The organism is Senegalia massiliensis (genome assembly GCF_009911265.1).
Lineage (GTDB): Bacteria > Bacillota > Clostridia > Tissierellales > SIT17 > Anaeromonas > Anaeromonas massiliensis_A.
Window position 1 is genome coordinate 70,685 of record NZ_QXXA01000011.1, and the last position, 16,050, is coordinate 86,734.

Here is a 16,050-nt window from a genome sequence, read left to right on the forward strand (position 1 = left end):
GGAGGTGTAACTAATGAATAAAAAACATTTATTAAGTATCATAGGATTAGATTTTTTTATGATTATATTCATTTCACATTATTTAACAGATAATTTAATTTTAAAAAATATATCTTATTCGATCTATACTATGATGCAAAATAATAAGTTAACAACTGTTTCCTTAGGATTTCCACAAATATTTATATCTACCCTATTAAGTTTAATAACTATTTATTTACTTAATTTTTTGTACTTCAAATTTGCAAAAAAAGATATACGTATTATTGGAAATAAAAACAAACGTTTCTTAATGATAATTGACTTTTTCTTAGTTGTAATAACATTTATTTTCATTCATTTTACAACTTTTGAAAAATTAAATGCTTTATGGAACTTTTATTATTACTCTAATAACATGATACATGTTCCATATTCATCAATTATTAATTTAGTAATATCTCTTATATTAGCTATGATTGTAACACCTAGTATAATAACAGTAATAAATATTTACATAAATAAATTACTTTACAAAATTAGAAAATCTAAAAAAATGAAAGGATTGATTTAAATGGCTTTAAGAATTACCGACTTAAGGATTGATACGAAAGATTTAGGAGAGTTTATTCTAGCAAATATTTCTCCCTTCTATGAATATATTGACGGGAAAAAAAGTGATAAGCTCCTTGGCTATAGATATGACGTAGCTCTCCCTAGTAAGAAATTAGAAAAATTAGGAGTAAAAGTTGAGAATCTTACTCCCCTAATAGATATAGAAAATGAAGAGATCCCCATAGGGATGAAAATTGACTTTCACGGCTTGGAAGTAGGTTCATATTATATGAATGGCAATGTGCATGTGAAAGCAAAAGCAAAAAGTGTTCACATCAAAGAGGATAAAACTAATGCTTCTAAAAAAGCTTAAAAAATTAAAGAAAAATGATGAGGCTACCTTCAGGGTAGTCTCACTATTAAATAAAAATTTCCCTTGGGAAATCCTAAGAACATTTATATATATAATTCTTACTATTTTAGTTACATATATATTTAATAAAATTTTTAATGTACTTCCATTATCTATAATAGGATTAGGAGATATAATACTATTTCCTTTATGGCTCTATACTATTTATAAAATATGGAAAAGATATTTTAAATTTAGAAATAAAACTTCTTATGAAAAACAATTAAGGTACTTCCTAAAAGCTAATAATTTTTTCGAGAATGAAATAATAGAATATGAAACTTTTGAAAATGGACGCATAAAAAAGCAAAATGAAAAAATTATTGTATCTTCTGCCAGATTGGGAGTTTTAGAAGAAGATGAGAAAATAAGAATAAGAGCATATAAGGATGCTAATATCTTCACGGAGAAGATGTCAGATTTAGACAGTGGATTAAGTGCCTTATTAGGCTTAGAAATAGATAATAAGTTAGATACTATTACCCATACAGATTATATATTTAAAAAAGTAAAAGATAAAAGAATAATTGTCTCTAGTGAAAATCAAAAAGAGAATAATTCTGTAGATTTACCATTAAATAACAATTTAAACTGGAATATACTCAAGCAACCCCATTTATTATTAGCAGGAGTTACTGGAAGTGGAAAAACAACATTTTTGAATTACCTTATAATCGAAATCAAGAAAATGAACGCAGAGTTATTCATATGCGACCCAAAAAGGTCTGATTTATCAAGTTTAAAGCATTATTTAGGTGATGATTATGTAGCAAGTGAAGTCAATAATATAGCTAAATTATCTCGTATAGTAAAAGAAGTTATGACAAATAGATTTATAGAGTATAAAGAAAATCCTGACAAATTTTCCTATGGTTATTCATACGTGGACTACGGTTTAAAACCAGTATTTTTAATATTTGATGAATTAGGAGCCTTTAGAGCAGGAGCAGATAAGAAAGTATTTCAAGAAACAATGAAAAATCTTACAGAAGTGATATTAAAAGGTCGTGAAATGGGAGTGTTTGTAGTCTTATCGACACAGCAACCAAATTCTTCCAATATACCAACAGAGCTACGAGATAACCTTTCTGTACGTCTTGCAATGGGTAATATGAGTTCTGAAGCCTATCGTATGGTCTTTGGTGATAGTTTAGCTGATTTACAGACTATTAATGCCATGGGGGCTGGTTATATCTTCTTAGACGGTCAAGGTTGGCAGTTACCAAAATATTTTGAAGCACCATACTTAGATTATGAAAATTTTGATTTTATAGAAGAATTAAAAAAGTATAAATAAAAACAAATCTTTAAAAACAAACTTTATTTTTTTAATGGGTTTCTAGCGGGGGTGTGCCCCCGGAGCGGAGCGTTAGAATACCTGTTAAAAAAATAAAGTCCGAAGAGCAAAAGGCTTTTCTTTGCTCTTCTATCTTAACTAGATATATAGGACAACAAGTGGCGAAAAACTTTGATTTCCACTAATGGTAAAAAGTAGGTGATAAACTGAAAAAAGTTTTCCAATCTTATAATGTAAAGACTATTGAAACTCCTACTACTATTGAGATATATGAATATCTTGATGACCCAGTTATTTATTCTCTAGGTTCACATGACGAAGAACTATTATCAGATTATATCCATAGTGAAGAAAATGATGATGAACAACAGAAAAAAGAAGATGATAAAAAAGCACTTAAACACTATGACGCCTTAAGAAGAAAACAAAAGCATTATGAAGCTATGAGATGGGAAATAGCTAGGATAATAGATTGTAATTTTGATAATGATACTAAATTCATGACACTAACTTTTAGAGATAATATAAAAGATGTAAGTTATACAAATAAAGAACTTAAAAAATTTATTAAGAGATTGAATTATAATTTATACAAGACCAAGAAACATCATTTAAAATATCTAGCTGTTTGGGAAAAGCAAAAAAGAGGAGCAATACACTATCATATTATATTCTTTGATTTTCCATATATAGAAGCAATAAAGCTTGAGCAGATCTGGTCACAAGGGTTTATAAAAATAAATAAAATAGATGTAGATTCAAAGGATAATAGAGGTCGATATGTAAGTAAGTATTTTTCAAAAGATATAGATGAAAAAGATTATAAACAAAAAGCATTTTTCAAATCTCAAAATTTGATTTTACCTGAAATAAAACATTTCAATACATATGGTGAAAAGCCTTTTGATTTAGAAGAAAAAAATATTGTTTATACAAAAACATATACACGTAAAGTACCAAAATTTGAATATGGAGGAATTGATATTTCTTTTAAAGAGAGTACAGTAAAATATACTAAAATTAGAAAGGAAGATATAAAAAATGATAATGATAACTAAAAATGATTTAATAGAAAAATTAGGTTTTGGACCGAGTCAATCTTCTGACATTATAAGAAAAGCTAAATATTTAATGGTAAATAAAGGATATGGCTATTATGAAAATCGTAGATTAGGCAGAGTCCCAATTGAAGCAGTTGAAGAGATACTCGGGATTGAATTATTAGATAATAAAGGAGTATTTACTAATGCCGAAAATATCTAATGTTTATCAAGATAAGAGAAACGGGAAATGGTATTTTGTCGCTAACCTAGGCTATGATAAAAATGGTAAACGTCTACAACATTGGAAAAGAGGTTTTTCAACACAAAAAGAAGCAAAATCAGCTTATGACGAATATATGAGTAATCATTCAAAATCATCTGTTAAAATTAACTCTACTATGTATTATGAAGAATTTTATAAAACATATTTTGAACCCGATTATAAGCGTTCAGTAGCCCAAAGTACTTTTGAAAATAGAATTTCATCAATGAGATTACATTTTTCTTATTTTTACAAGAAAAAATTAAAAGATATAAATGCTCCTATGCTTAAAAAATGGCAAAATCATTTATCAGAAAAATATTCAAATGGTTACATAAGAGCAACATATGGATTATTCCAAAAAAGTTTAGATTTAGCCGTAATACTTGGATTATTACAGAAAAATGTAGCAAAGCAAGTCGGAAATGTGAGAAAAGAAAAGAAAAAAGTCCAATTCTGGACACTTGAAGAATTCGAAAAGGTCATTTCTACCTTTGATACCTCTGATTATTATGAACATTGCATATTTACTATAATATGGCTCTTGTTTATGACCGGATTAAGAATGGGTGAAGCACAAGCATTAGAATGGAATGATATAGATTTCAAAGAAAAAACATTAAAAGTGTCTAAGTCTATGTATTACAAAAATTCTGATGAATATTATATAAACGAGCCTAAAACAAAAGCAGGAAATCGAGTAATTGCATTAGATGATGATACAATTTATTATTTGCAAAAATGGAAAGAGATACAAAGTAAAAATATAATTACTAAATATGCACTCTCATACAATGGATTACCAATATATAGGCATGCTCCTCGGAAGTTTATAAGGACTCATAGCAAGTTGGCAGGTGTTCATTTTATAAAAACTCATGCTTTAAGGCATTCCCACGCTTCACTATTAATATCATTAGGAGAAAATGCTCTAGTAATAAGAGACCGATTAGGACATGAAGATATTGAAACAACTCTAGGAACTTATGGACACCTATACCCTAACATTAACAAACAAGTAGCAAAAAAATTAAATAGTATCGTAACAGTTAGTAAAAATGAATTTAAACGTAAATTAACATCAAATCAATATGTAAAACGTTAAGCAGAAAACAAAAGCTTTGGGCAATAATGTAAAGAGTAAAGTTAGTTATCAAAAAGGAGTGTTGAGAAAATGAGTCAATTACCAATCATAGTAAGACAATTAACTGATGACCTCAATAAGATAGTAGAAAATATGGAGAATAAAAAAGATGAAGACGACGATATTTCCATGCTTCTTAGTGCAGGCATTATTTTAGAAGATATTAAAAAGCTTCTTAATAAAAATCCAGTAGTACGATATGATTCAGAAAAAAACATACTTTATTTATTTTTTCCAGATGGGAGAAAAGAATATTAATAATAGTTTTATTGTTTGAATAATCTAGGATTGTTTGCAATATGTTTGCAATATCATAAAAAAAAGCATGAAAACCTTGATATACAAAGGCTTCATGCTTTTAATTATTATTCCCACTCTATTGTTGAAGGTGGTTTACTTGTTATATCATATACTATTCTATTTACTCCATCTACATTGTTAACTATCTTATTTGATGCTCTTTCTAATACTTCATATGGTATTCTTGCCCAATCACTTGTCATTCCATCTGAACTGTTAACTGCACGAAGTCCAACTGTATGAGCATAAGTTCTACCATCTCCCATTACTCCAACACTTTTTATATTAGGTAATACTGCAAAGTATTGCCATATACTATTTTCAAGTCCAGCTTTTTTTATTTCTTCTCTAAATATATAATCTGCTTCTCTTACTATATGAAGCTTTTCTTCTGTTATTTCACCTAAAACTCTTATTGCAAGTCCTGGTCCTGGGAATGGTTGCCTCATTATTATATCATCAGGCATATTAAGTGCTTTTCCAAGTACTCTTACTTCATCTTTAAATAATTCTCTTAAAGGTTCTACAAGTTCAAAATCTACATCTTCTGGAAGTCCTCCTACATTATGATGTGATTTTATAACTTCTGCTTTATCTGTTCCACTTTCAATTACATCAGGATAAATTGTACCTTGAACAAGATAATCAATATCCTTAAATTCTTTTTTTAACTTTTCTTTTTCTCTTTCAAATACTCTTATAAATTCTTCACCAATAATTTTTCTTTTAGTTTCAGGGTCTGTTACGCCTTCTAATTTTGATAAGAATATATCCTGTGCATTTACTCTTATAAGGTTCATGTCAAATCTTTCTTTAAATACTTTTTCTACTTGATCCCCTTCATCTTTTCTAAGTAGTCCATGATCTACAAATATACATGTAAGATTTTTGCCTATTGCTTTATGAACAAGTACTGCTGCAACTGATGAATCTACTCCACCAGATAATGCACATATTGCTCTTTTATCTCCTATTTGATTTTTAATTCTTTGGATTTCTTCTTCAGCAAAATCTCCCATATTCCAATCTTCTTTTAAATCACATACATTATATAGGAAGTTTCTTATCATATCTGTTCCTTTTTCTGTGTGATTAACTTCTGGATGAAATTGAATTGCATATATTTTCTTTTCACTATTTTTCATAGCTGCTACTGGACAAGAATCTGTATTCGCTGTTACTTCAAATCCTTCTGGTAATTCACTTATAAAATCTGTATGACTCATCCAACAATTTAAATTGTCACCTAAATCTTTGAATATTCCTTCATCATCTAATATATTTAGTTCTGTTTTTCCATATTCTCTTTTTTCAGCTCTCATAACTTTTCCACCAAATTGTTCTGCTATTAATTGGCCACCATAACATATTCCAAGTATTGGAGCATTCAATGAAAATATTTCTGAACTTACTTTAGGAGAACTCTCCCCGTACACGCTATTTGGTCCTCCTGAGAATATTATTCCATCAGGATTTAGAGATTTTATTTTTTCTACATCTGTGTCATATGGTAATATTTCGCAGAATATTCCTGCTTCTCTTACTCTTCTTGCTATTAATTGACTATATTGTCCACCAAAATCTAGTATTAATATATAATTATTTTTCATTTAATCACCCTTTAACCTTTAGTATAATTTGGAGCTTCTTTTGTAAGTTCTACATCATGTGGATGACTTTCAATAAGACCTGCACCAGTTATTTTTATAAATTGAGCTTTTTCTTTTAAATCTTTTATAGTAGCTGTTCCACAATAGCCCATACCTGATTTTAATCCTCCAATTAATTGATATATTGTATCTTTAAGAGGACCTTTATAAGGTACTATTCCTTCTATTCCTTCTGGAACAAATTTTTTGTTATCTTCTTGGAAATATCTATCTTTACTTCCTTCTGCCATTGCACCCATAGAGCCCATACCTCTATATACTTTAAATCTTCTACCTTTATATAGCTCAGTATGTCCTGGACTTTCTTCACATCCTGCAAAAAGTGAGCCTAACATTACTGTATCTGCACCTGCTGCAAGTGCTTTTACTACATCACCAGAATATTTGATTCCTCCATCTGCTATTACAGGAATATTATACTTTGCTGCTGCTTTAGCACAGTCATAAACTGCAGTTATTTGTGGTACTCCTACTCCTGCTACAACTCTTGTAGTACAAATTGATCCAGGCCCTATTCCTACTTTTACTGCATCTGCACCTGCTTTTATAAGATCTTCTGTAGCTGATGCTGTTGCTACATTTCCTGCTATTACTTGAAGTTCTGGATACTTATCTTTTATTGTCTTTACTGCTTCCATTACTCCTTTAGAATGACCATGAGCTGTATCTACTACTATTACATCCACTTTTTTATCCCTTAATGCACTTACTCTTTCCATCATATCATTAGTTACACCTACTGCGCCACCTACTAATAATCTTCCACCTTCATCTTTTGCAGAGTTTGGATGTTCTATAGCCTTTTCAATATCTTTTATAGTTATAAGTCCTTTTAGATGATTCTCATCATCTACTAATGGCAATTTTTCTATTTTGTTCTTTTTCATTATTTCAAGAGCATCATCCATAATTATGCCTTCTTTTGCTGTGATTAAATTTTCTTTTGTCATTACATCATCTATTTTTTTATCTAATTGTTTTTCAAATCTTATATCTCTATTAGTTATTATTCCTACTAATTTATTATCATTATCTGTGATAGGAACTCCTGATATTCTATATCTCTCCATAAGTGCTAATGAATCAGATATGAGATTTTCACGTGATAAATAAAATGGATCTGTTATTACACCATGTTCTGATCTCTTTACTCTATCTACTTCTAAAGCTTGTTTTTCTATGCTCATATTTTTATGAATTATGCCTATACCGCCTTCACGAGCTATTGCTATAGCCATTTTAGCTTCAGTTACTGTATCCATTCCTGCAGTGAGTAGTGGTATATTTAATCTTATTTTATTTGTAAGTCTTGTTGCTGTTTTAGTGTTTTTTGGTAAGACTTCTGACCTCGCTGGTACTAATAATACATCATCAAATGTTAATCCTTCTTTAAGAAATTTTTCCATTGTAATCCTCCCTTTCAATATTTTAAAAAACCTTAAGCTCCATAAGTGGAACCTAAGGCTTCATATAATCATATTATATCCTAAGTTTTCCACTCATAGTCAGACAATTTATGGTTGTCCGGTAGAGACTTTCTGGCCATATTCCAGAGTATATATGAGTAATCGTTTATTAAGTTTTAATAATGGTAACAAATTTTTAAATTGGTGTCAAGAAAAGTTTTATTTTGTTACAATAATGTATTATTACAACTGTGTTAATATTTAAATTTCCTATTGTGGTTTACATTATATAGATATATAATGTTGAGTAGGTATTTTATAAAAAGGAATGATAATATGTCGAAAAAGAAGATATTTTTAATAGGATTTTTAGCTTTATTTATAGGATTAGTTTTAGGTGGAGGAGCTTATTTTCTTTCTACAATAAATAAACTAGACAGGTCTGATATCTCTACTGATGATGAAGATCTAGGAATTGATAAAGAAGTAGCAAAAGAATTAGAAGAAAAAAATAGTAATATAAAAAACATAGCACTTTTTGGTATTGATGCAGAAGAAGGACTTAAAGGAAGATCTGATGCTATTATGGTTCTTACTATAGATGATAAGCATAATAAATTGAAACTTACTTCTATAATGAGAGATTCTTATGTAAAGATGGAAGGTAGAGGTCAGGACAAATTAAACCATGCTTATGCTTTTGGAGGTCCTGAACTTGCTATAAAAACTATAAACCAAAACTTCAATCTTAATATAAAAGACTTCGCTACAGTTAACTTTTCAACATTGCCAAAAATTATAGATGCAGTAGGTGGTATTGAAATAAATATAAAAGATTATGAAGTTTCAAGGGCTGGTGTATCTAGTGCAGGTCTTCAAACGCTAAACGGTGAACAAGCTTTAAAATATAGTAGAATCAGATATGCAGGAAATGGAGATTTTGAAAGAACACAAAGACAAAGAGAAGTGTTAATGTCACTTTTTAACAAAGTGAAAAATAGAAGTATAACTTCAAATATTTCTCTTGCAAATGAAATACTTCCACTTATAAAAACTAGTCTTACAAATTCAGAGATTATAAAAATGGGAACATCTGTTATGAAAAATGGTTCAATGACTCCTGAAATGTCACGTTTCCCAAGAGATGAGCATGCTCATGGAGAAAAAATTAATGGTGTATATTATTTAGTATATGATGAAGAAGAAACTATTCAAACAATGCATGATTATATATTTGAAGATAAAAATTTAGATTCTAAATAGAATTCAAATGGATTAAAAAAAGTGAATGCCTAGGCATTCACTTTTTTAATATACTATATTTTTATTAACTTCATCATATATCCTTTTTATAGATATATTATTTCTTTCTGCTACTGATTTTATATCTTCATATTCAGGTGAAATTTGAATTATTTCCCCATCTTTTGACCCAATTTTCACTTTAATTTTCCCATATTTTGTATCTATATAGTTAAATCTTCTTTCAAGAATTTCTCTATTAATCTCAATAATTCTTACTCCAAATGTAGTAGTTTGCTTGAAAATTTCATTTATAATATCTTCTTTTTTATCTTCATTTAATATGACAGAAAGTTCTATTCCTGGTCTATTTTTTTTCATAATTATATTTTTAAGATATACATCTAATGCACCTTTTTCAAATAGTCTAGGAAATATATAAGAATATATTTCTGAATTCATATCATCTATATTTGTTTGAATTAATACTAATTTTTCTTCACTTTTTTTTTACCTATGATTACTCTAAGTACATTTGTAATATCTAAGTCCTTTGTCCCTATCCCATAACCTATCTTCTCTATTTCCATTTGAGGGGTATCTATTATATCATCAGCTAAAGCTTTTATTATAGCAGCTCCTGTTGGAGTTACAAGTTCTGATTTTATACCTGTAGAATATACCTCTACTCCTTTTAAAATTTCAAGAGTAGCTGGTGCTGGAACTGGTATTACTCCATGAGCACATTTCACATGACCTGTACCTATGTGAATAGGTGAAGAATATATTTTATCTATATCTAGTAAATCTATACATATGGCAGTTCCTACAATGTCAACTATAGAGTCTACTGCTCCTACTTCATGAAAATGTACTTCATCTATACTTTTCCCATGAATTTTTGCCTCTGCTTCAGCAACATTTTTGAATATTTTTTTACTCATTTTTTTTACATTATTATTTAAATTACTATTATCAATTATATTTTCTATTTTAGTTAAATTTCTATGCTCATGATGATGCTCATGGTCATGACTATGTTTTATTATTACATCAAAACCTATTCCTGTTATACCATTTTTTTCGTTCTTTTTTATTTCTAAATCAAATTCATCTATATTTAATTTTGCTATTTCTTTTAAAAATTCATCCTTGTCTACACCTAGATCAAGTAATGCCCCTATTGTCATATCTCCACTTATTCCAGATAGACAATCAAAATATAATATTTTCTCTTCCATTGTTATTACCTCCAAATTTCAAATAATCTACTACACTATAAATTAATCTGTCTATTTATTGTACTAGCCAAATATCCTGCTCCAAACCCATTATCAATGTTCACTACCCCTATACCACTTGCACAGCTGTTAAGCATAGCTAGAAGGGCTGCAAGCCCATTAAAATTAGCACCATATCCTACACTTGTAGGAACGGCTATAACAGGTTTATCTACAAGACCACCTACAACTGAAGCAAGTGCTCCTTCCATCCCAGCAACAGCTATTATAACATTTGCTGAATTTAATTTATTTTTATTTGATAATAACCTATGAATTCCAGCAACTCCTACATCATATAATCTTTCCACATTGTTTCCAAATATCTCAAGTGTTATTGCTGCTTCTTCTGCAACTTTTATATCAGATGTTCCGCCAGTTACTACAAGTACAGTCCCATTTGTGTTTTTTAATTGTTCCTTTTTTATAACTATAAGACTAGGTAGCTCATAATATTCAATATTATCATCTAAATCTTTTATAGCTTCATAAACTTCTCTTGTAGCTCTTGTTGCCAATATATTTTTGCCTGTATAAAGCATCTGTTTTACAATACCTCTTATATGTTCATTAGTTTTGCCTTCACAATAAATTACTTCAGGATACCCATTTCTAATTTCTCTATGATTATCTATTTTTGCATAGCCTAAGTCATCATATTCTAAATTCTTTATAGTTTCTATGCCTTCATCTATTGATATTTCTTCACTTTTTATCTTTTCTAAAAATAATTTTAATTGATCTTTATTCATTTTGATCAAGTCCATCATTCATTTTACCCATTCTATAGCCTTCCAAATCTAATGTAACATATTTAAATCCTATACTCTTTAATTTGTCTGAGATTTTTTTCATCATATCTACATCAAAAAATTTAGATAAGTCTTCTGGTAATACTTCTATTCTAGCAATACCATTATGATATCTTACTCTATATTGATTAAATCCTAAGCTTTTTATATACTCTTCTGCCTCTTCTAATAATCTTAATTTTTCATTTGTAAGTTCTTCTCCATAAGGAATCCTAGTTATAAGACATGCAAAAGCAGGCTTATTCCAAGTTAGCAAATTTAACTCTTTAGATATTTGTCTAATATCAGCCTTAGTAAGTCCTACTTCTTTTAAAGGACTTATTACATTTAATTCTTTAAGTGCTTTTAATCCAGGTCTATAATCTCCTAAATCATCTACATTTGTACCATCTACTATATTAGTTATTCCATATTTTTTGGCTTCTTCTCTTATTACAGAAAACACATCTTTTTTACATATATAACATCTATCTTCTGTATTATATATTAATTTTTCGTTTTCTATTTTTTCTATTTCTATAATTCTATGATTTATTCCTAATTTTTTTGCAAATTCTTTTGCTTCTTCTATTTCTGATTTTGAATGTTGTGGTCCACTAATAGTTATAGCTATTGCATCTTGTCCCAATTCATCAGCTGCAATCTTAGCTAAAAGTGTACTATCTACTCCACCAGAAAAAGCAACTGCTAGATTATCTAAATTTTTTATATACTTTCTTAATTTTTCTGATTTTGAACTTGTCACATAATCAACTCCTGTGAATTACTTAATTTTTAGTCTAAGATAATTATATCATAGAGACCCATAAGATATATGCTATAAAAAATTTACTATTATGAATATTTTAAAAAGCTTGTCTGATATTCAAATATTTGTTATGATATTATCAATGAAATCGTTTTATTTGCATTAAATTGTATTTCATTGAAGCTATTTTTTATTTCCTATATGTTCTATAATGTATTACAATAGCTTAGCTATACGTTTTATTTTTTTGTAGTTTTATTTTTTGTTTTATAAAATATATTATAATGGGGAGATTATTAATGAAATTAAAAGTGTTGTTTATGAATTTTTTTGTAGGGTTCCTTAAGTTTTCACCAGTTTTTTTAATGGCTGGACTAATGATAGCAAAATTTGATGCATTAATAGCAGCACCAATAGCTACAATCTATGCTGCTATTGTAGCTTATGCAACAGAAAAATTTTCTTTCAATGACTTATTAGATAGTGCTGTTGAAAATGTGAAAGAAATGCAATTAGTATTTTTTATTCTTATGGCAGCTTATGCAATGGCAGAAGCATTTATGGCTACAGGAGTTGGCGCTGCTATAATTAATTCCGCTTTAACTCTTGGACTCAATGGAAAAACTGTAGCAGTTACAGGATTAATTGTAACTGGTATTTTATCAGTAGCTACAGGTACATCTTGGGGAACTTTTGCTGCATCTGCTCCAATATTCCTATGGTTAAATCATATCGTAGGTGGAGACCTTATGCTTACTACCGCAGCAGTAGCTGGGGGAGCTTGTTTCGGTGATAACATAGGTCTTATATCTGATACTACTGTTGTAAGTTCTGGTATACACAAAGTTGAAGTTATACACAGAATCAGACATCAAGGTGTTTGGTCTGTAAGTTGTTTACTTTTAGCAGCTATTGTTATTTTTATAGTTGGCGCAGGAATGGGATTACCTGATGTAGTCGGTAATGCAGGAGATGCTATTAATCAGATTCCAGAAGAAGTATGGTCTAACCTTAATGCAGAAAGACCTTCTGCTGTTACATTATTAAACCAAGTACAAGATGGAGTTCCTTTTTACATGGTTATTCCACTTATATTAGTTATAGGCGTAGCTATTAAAGGACTACCTACTCTAGCATGTCTTGGTATTGGTATAATTTCATCATTAATTTTAGGATTATTTGCAGGTACTGTAACATCTATAACTGGTGATGATGGATTCTTAAAGTTAATGATGACAGGATTTGCTGATGCAGGAAGTTGGGTTATAGTAATGATGATGTGGGTAGGTGCATTTGGTGGTATAATGGCAAAAATGAATGCTTTTGCACCTCTATCTAATTTTATATCTAGAAATATTACTAAAGTTAGACAACTTATGTTTGCTAATGGTTTACTTTCTATAGCAGGTAATGCTGCATTATCTGATGAGATGGCTCAAATAGTAACTATTGGCCCTATTATGAAAAATCTTACTGATGAAAATGTAGAAGCTAGTGAAGAAGATATGTATAAATTAAGACTCAGAAATGCAACTTTTAATGATGCATTAGGAGTGTTCGGTTCTCAGTTAATTCCATGGCATGTTTATATGAGTTTTTATGTAGGAATTGCTACTGCAGTATATCCATTAGCCAAATTCTCAGCAATTGATATTATTAAATATAATTTTATGGCAATGATTGCTGTTTCTTCAATCTTAATTCTTACATTAACTGGGTTAGATAGATTTGTTCCTTTATTTGGAATACCTTCTGAACCAGATGTTAAAATTAAAAAGCAATCTGAAAAAGGATCTAAAGAAGAATTTACGTCAACCAATAAAGCTGCAGCTGGAAAATAGATTTTGTTAAAAACATATAGGAAAAACTTTAACTAAACATATTAAATTAAGCAATTAAGGAATGTTTTCAAAAATTACTTGAAAACATTCCTTTTATTTTTCCATTTATAGGGTATATACTGACTAAAGGAGGTGCACCCATGGCACATGAAGAAAAATCAAAATGGGAAAAAATAAAACAAAATATCAAAGAAAAATGGCATGAACTTACAGATGAAGACATTGAATATATTAATGGTGACACAGAAAGATTAAATGAAAAATTTAGAGAAAGATATGGAAAATCTTATGATGAAATAGAAAGAGATAATATGTACCACAATTAGTTCCATATTAACAATAGATAAAAAGGAAGATAATAAAAAAACATAATAAAAAAATCTGGGTTAACCCAGATTTTTTTATTACATCATTGGCATTCCGCCCATACCGCCTGGCATTCCGCCGCCTGCTGGCATATCGTCCTCATCTTCTTCATCTGCTACTACAGATTCTGTAGTAAGTACCATTGCTGATACTGATGCAGCATTTTGTAATGCTGATCTTGTTACTTTTGTTGGATCAACTATACCAGAAGCTATCATGTCAACATACTCTTCATTTAATGCATCAAATCCAATACCTTTATCACTTGTTTTTACTTTTTCAACTATAACTGAACCTTCAAGCCCTGCATTTTCACAAATTTGTCTTACTGGTTCTTCAAGTGAACGAAGCACTATATTAACTCCAGTTCTTTCATCACCTTTAGTATTTTTCACAAGCTCTTTTACTTTTGGTACAGCATTTATTAGAGCTGTTCCACCACCAGGTACTATTCCTTCTTCTACTGCAGCACGTGTTGCAGCTAATGCATCTTCTATTCTTAATTTTCTTTCTTTAAGTTCTGTTTCTGTAGCTGCTCCAACTTGTATAACTGCTACTCCTCCTGCAAGTTTTGCAAGTCTTTCTTGAAGCTTTTCAGTATCAAACTCAGAATCTGATCCTTCAATTTGAGCTTTTATTTCATTTACTCTATTAGCAATTTCATTTTCATTACCATTTCCACTTACTATCGTAGTGTTATCTTTGTCTATTCTAACAGTAGATGCAGAACCTAACATATCTAATGTAGTTTCCTTTATATCATATCCTAATTCTTCAGAAATAACTTCTCCACCTGTAAGTATAGCAATATCTCTTAACATTTCTTTTCTTCTATCACCAAATCCTGGTGCTTTTATTGCTACACAGTTAAATGTACCTCTAATCTTATTTACTACAAGAGTTGCTAATGCCTCTCCTTCTATATCCTCTGCAATTATAAGTAATTGCTTTCCTTGTTGAACTATTTGTTCAAGTACTGGTAATATTTCTTGAATATTAGTTATCTTTTTATCTGTAATTAAAATATATGGTTCTTCTAAAGATGCTTCCATCTTTTCAGTATCTGTTACCATATATGGTGATAAATACCCTCTGTCAAATTGCATACCTTCAACTACGTCTAGAGTAGTACCCATTGAACGTGATTCTTCAACAGTTATAACGCCATCTTTTCCTACTTTCTCCATAGCTTCTGCTATTAATTTTCCAATAGTTTCATCATCTGCCGAAATAGATGCAACTTGTGCTATAGCATCTTTTCCTTCTACAATTTTTGAGATGTTTTTGATTTCTTCTACTGAAGTTTCTACAGCTTTATGTATTCCTTTTTTAAGAATCATAGGGTTTGCTCCAGCTGCAACATTTTTAAGTCCTTCTCTTATCATTGCTTGAGCAAGTAAAGTAGCAGTAGTTGTTCCATCTCCTGCAACATCATTTGTTTTTGTAGCTACTTCTTTAACAAGTTGTGCTCCCATATTTTCATATGCATCTTTTAACTCAATTTCACGAGCAATAGTAACACCATCATTAGTAATTAAAGGTGAACCAAACTTTTTATCAAGTACTACATTTCTTCCTTTAGGTCCTAATGTAACTTTTACTGTATCTGCTAATTTATTTATACCCTTCTCCATTGAACGGCGGGCTTCTTCTCCAAATCTAATTTGTTTAGCCATTAAATAATCACTCCTTT

Annotated in this window: 15 protein-coding genes, 1 pseudogene and 1 riboswitch; of the genes and pseudogenes, 10 read left to right on the top strand and 6 right to left on the bottom strand. The window is 29.6% G+C overall.

The window, feature by feature from the left end; genetic code table 11:
* Window positions 1-13 precede the first annotated feature (13 nt).
* The 7 genes from D3Z33_RS10710 to D3Z33_RS10740 all read left to right on the top strand — a co-directional run bounded on the left by D3Z33_RS10710 (window position 14) and on the right by D3Z33_RS10740 (window position 4,950).
* Complete coding sequence (locus tag D3Z33_RS10710; protein WP_160197755.1) at window positions 14-553, top strand: hypothetical protein; 540 nt, start codon at window positions 14-16, stop codon at window positions 551-553.
* Window positions 554-907: a hypothetical protein gene (locus D3Z33_RS10715; RefSeq protein WP_160197756.1), complete on the top strand. Its 354-nt coding sequence runs from the start codon at window positions 554-556 to the stop codon at window positions 905-907. It begins immediately after the preceding gene.
* Window positions 888-2,243 carry an FtsK/SpoIIIE domain-containing protein gene (locus D3Z33_RS10720; RefSeq protein ID WP_160197757.1) on the top strand — a complete coding sequence of 452 codons (1,356 nt, stop codon included), beginning with the start codon at window positions 888-890 and terminating at the stop codon, window positions 2,241-2,243. The genes D3Z33_RS10715 and D3Z33_RS10720 overlap by 20 nt, the downstream gene beginning before the upstream one ends.
* Before the next feature lie 443 nt (window positions 2,244-2,686).
* Window positions 2,687-3,301: a rolling circle replication-associated protein gene (locus D3Z33_RS10725; RefSeq protein WP_243153487.1), complete on the top strand. Its 615-nt coding sequence runs from the start codon at window positions 2,687-2,689 to the stop codon at window positions 3,299-3,301.
* Window positions 3,291-3,506, top strand: a complete 216-nt coding sequence (locus tag D3Z33_RS10730; protein WP_431768835.1) for a DUF3173 domain-containing protein — start codon at window positions 3,291-3,293, stop codon at window positions 3,504-3,506. The genes D3Z33_RS10725 and D3Z33_RS10730 overlap by 11 nt, the downstream gene beginning before the upstream one ends.
* Window positions 3,490-4,653, top strand: a complete 1,164-nt coding sequence (locus D3Z33_RS10735) for a tyrosine-type recombinase/integrase (RefSeq protein WP_160197759.1) — start codon at window positions 3,490-3,492, stop codon at window positions 4,651-4,653. Before D3Z33_RS10730 ends, D3Z33_RS10735 begins: the two co-directional genes overlap by 17 nt.
* A 69-nt stretch (window positions 4,654-4,722) precedes the next feature.
* Window positions 4,723-4,950, top strand: a complete 228-nt coding sequence (locus D3Z33_RS10740) for a hypothetical protein (protein ID WP_160197760.1) — start codon at window positions 4,723-4,725, stop codon at window positions 4,948-4,950.
* 107 nt (window positions 4,951-5,057) lie between these two features.
* Here the strand turns inward: D3Z33_RS10740 and guaA are convergent, their stop codons facing one another.
* Together guaA and guaB are read right to left on the bottom strand one after the other, a co-directional pair.
* On the bottom strand, window positions 5,058-6,602 hold the full coding sequence (guaA, locus tag D3Z33_RS10745; protein WP_160197761.1) for a glutamine-hydrolyzing GMP synthase: 1,545 nt from the start codon (window positions 6,600-6,602) through the stop codon (window positions 5,058-5,060).
* An 11-nt stretch (window positions 6,603-6,613) separates the two neighbouring features.
* Window positions 6,614-8,068, bottom strand: coding sequence for an IMP dehydrogenase (gene guaB, locus D3Z33_RS10750; protein WP_160197762.1), 1,455 nt, complete (start codon window positions 8,066-8,068; stop codon window positions 6,614-6,616).
* A 76-nt stretch (window positions 8,069-8,144) separates the two neighbouring features.
* A riboswitch (purine riboswitch) is annotated at window positions 8,145-8,246 on the bottom strand.
* A gap of 122 nt (window positions 8,247-8,368) precedes the next feature.
* Between guaB and D3Z33_RS10755 the strand changes: the two genes are divergently transcribed.
* On the top strand, window positions 8,369-9,331 hold the full coding sequence (locus D3Z33_RS10755) for an LCP family protein (RefSeq protein ID WP_431768836.1): 963 nt from the start codon (window positions 8,369-8,371) through the stop codon (window positions 9,329-9,331).
* Between the two features lie 45 nt (window positions 9,332-9,376).
* Here the strand turns inward: D3Z33_RS10755 and larC are convergent.
* The 3 genes and pseudogenes from larC to larE form a co-directional block, all read right to left on the bottom strand.
* Window positions 9,377-10,551 (bottom strand): annotated as a pseudogene (gene larC, locus D3Z33_RS10760) (nickel pincer cofactor biosynthesis protein LarC).
* 35 nt (window positions 10,552-10,586) lie between these two features.
* Window positions 10,587-11,342, bottom strand: coding sequence for a nickel pincer cofactor biosynthesis protein LarB (gene larB, locus D3Z33_RS10765; protein ID WP_160197764.1), 756 nt, complete (start codon window positions 11,340-11,342; stop codon window positions 10,587-10,589).
* Window positions 11,335-12,147, bottom strand: a complete 813-nt coding sequence (gene larE, locus D3Z33_RS10770; RefSeq protein ID WP_160197765.1) for an ATP-dependent sacrificial sulfur transferase LarE — start codon at window positions 12,145-12,147, stop codon at window positions 11,335-11,337. Before larE ends, larB begins: the two co-directional genes overlap by 8 nt.
* Window positions 12,148-12,449: 302 nt before the next feature.
* Here larE and D3Z33_RS10775 point away from each other — a divergent pair, with 302 nt between their 5' ends.
* Both D3Z33_RS10775 and D3Z33_RS10780 read left to right on the top strand, forming a co-directional pair.
* Window positions 12,450-13,991, top strand: a complete 1,542-nt coding sequence (locus tag D3Z33_RS10775; RefSeq protein WP_243153488.1) for a Na+/H+ antiporter NhaC family protein — start codon at window positions 12,450-12,452, stop codon at window positions 13,989-13,991.
* A 140-nt stretch (window positions 13,992-14,131) separates the two neighbouring features.
* A complete protein-coding gene (locus tag D3Z33_RS10780) occupies window positions 14,132-14,317 on the top strand; it encodes a CsbD family protein (RefSeq protein WP_130806011.1) in 186 nt (61 codons plus the stop codon).
* 78 nt (window positions 14,318-14,395) lie between these two features.
* Here the strand turns inward: D3Z33_RS10780 and groL are convergent, their stop codons facing one another.
* Window positions 14,396-16,033 (bottom strand): chaperonin GroEL, encoded by a 1,638-nt coding sequence (gene groL / locus D3Z33_RS10785; RefSeq protein WP_160197766.1) that lies wholly within the window; start codon window positions 16,031-16,033, stop codon window positions 14,396-14,398.
* Window positions 16,034-16,050 lie beyond the last annotated feature (17 nt).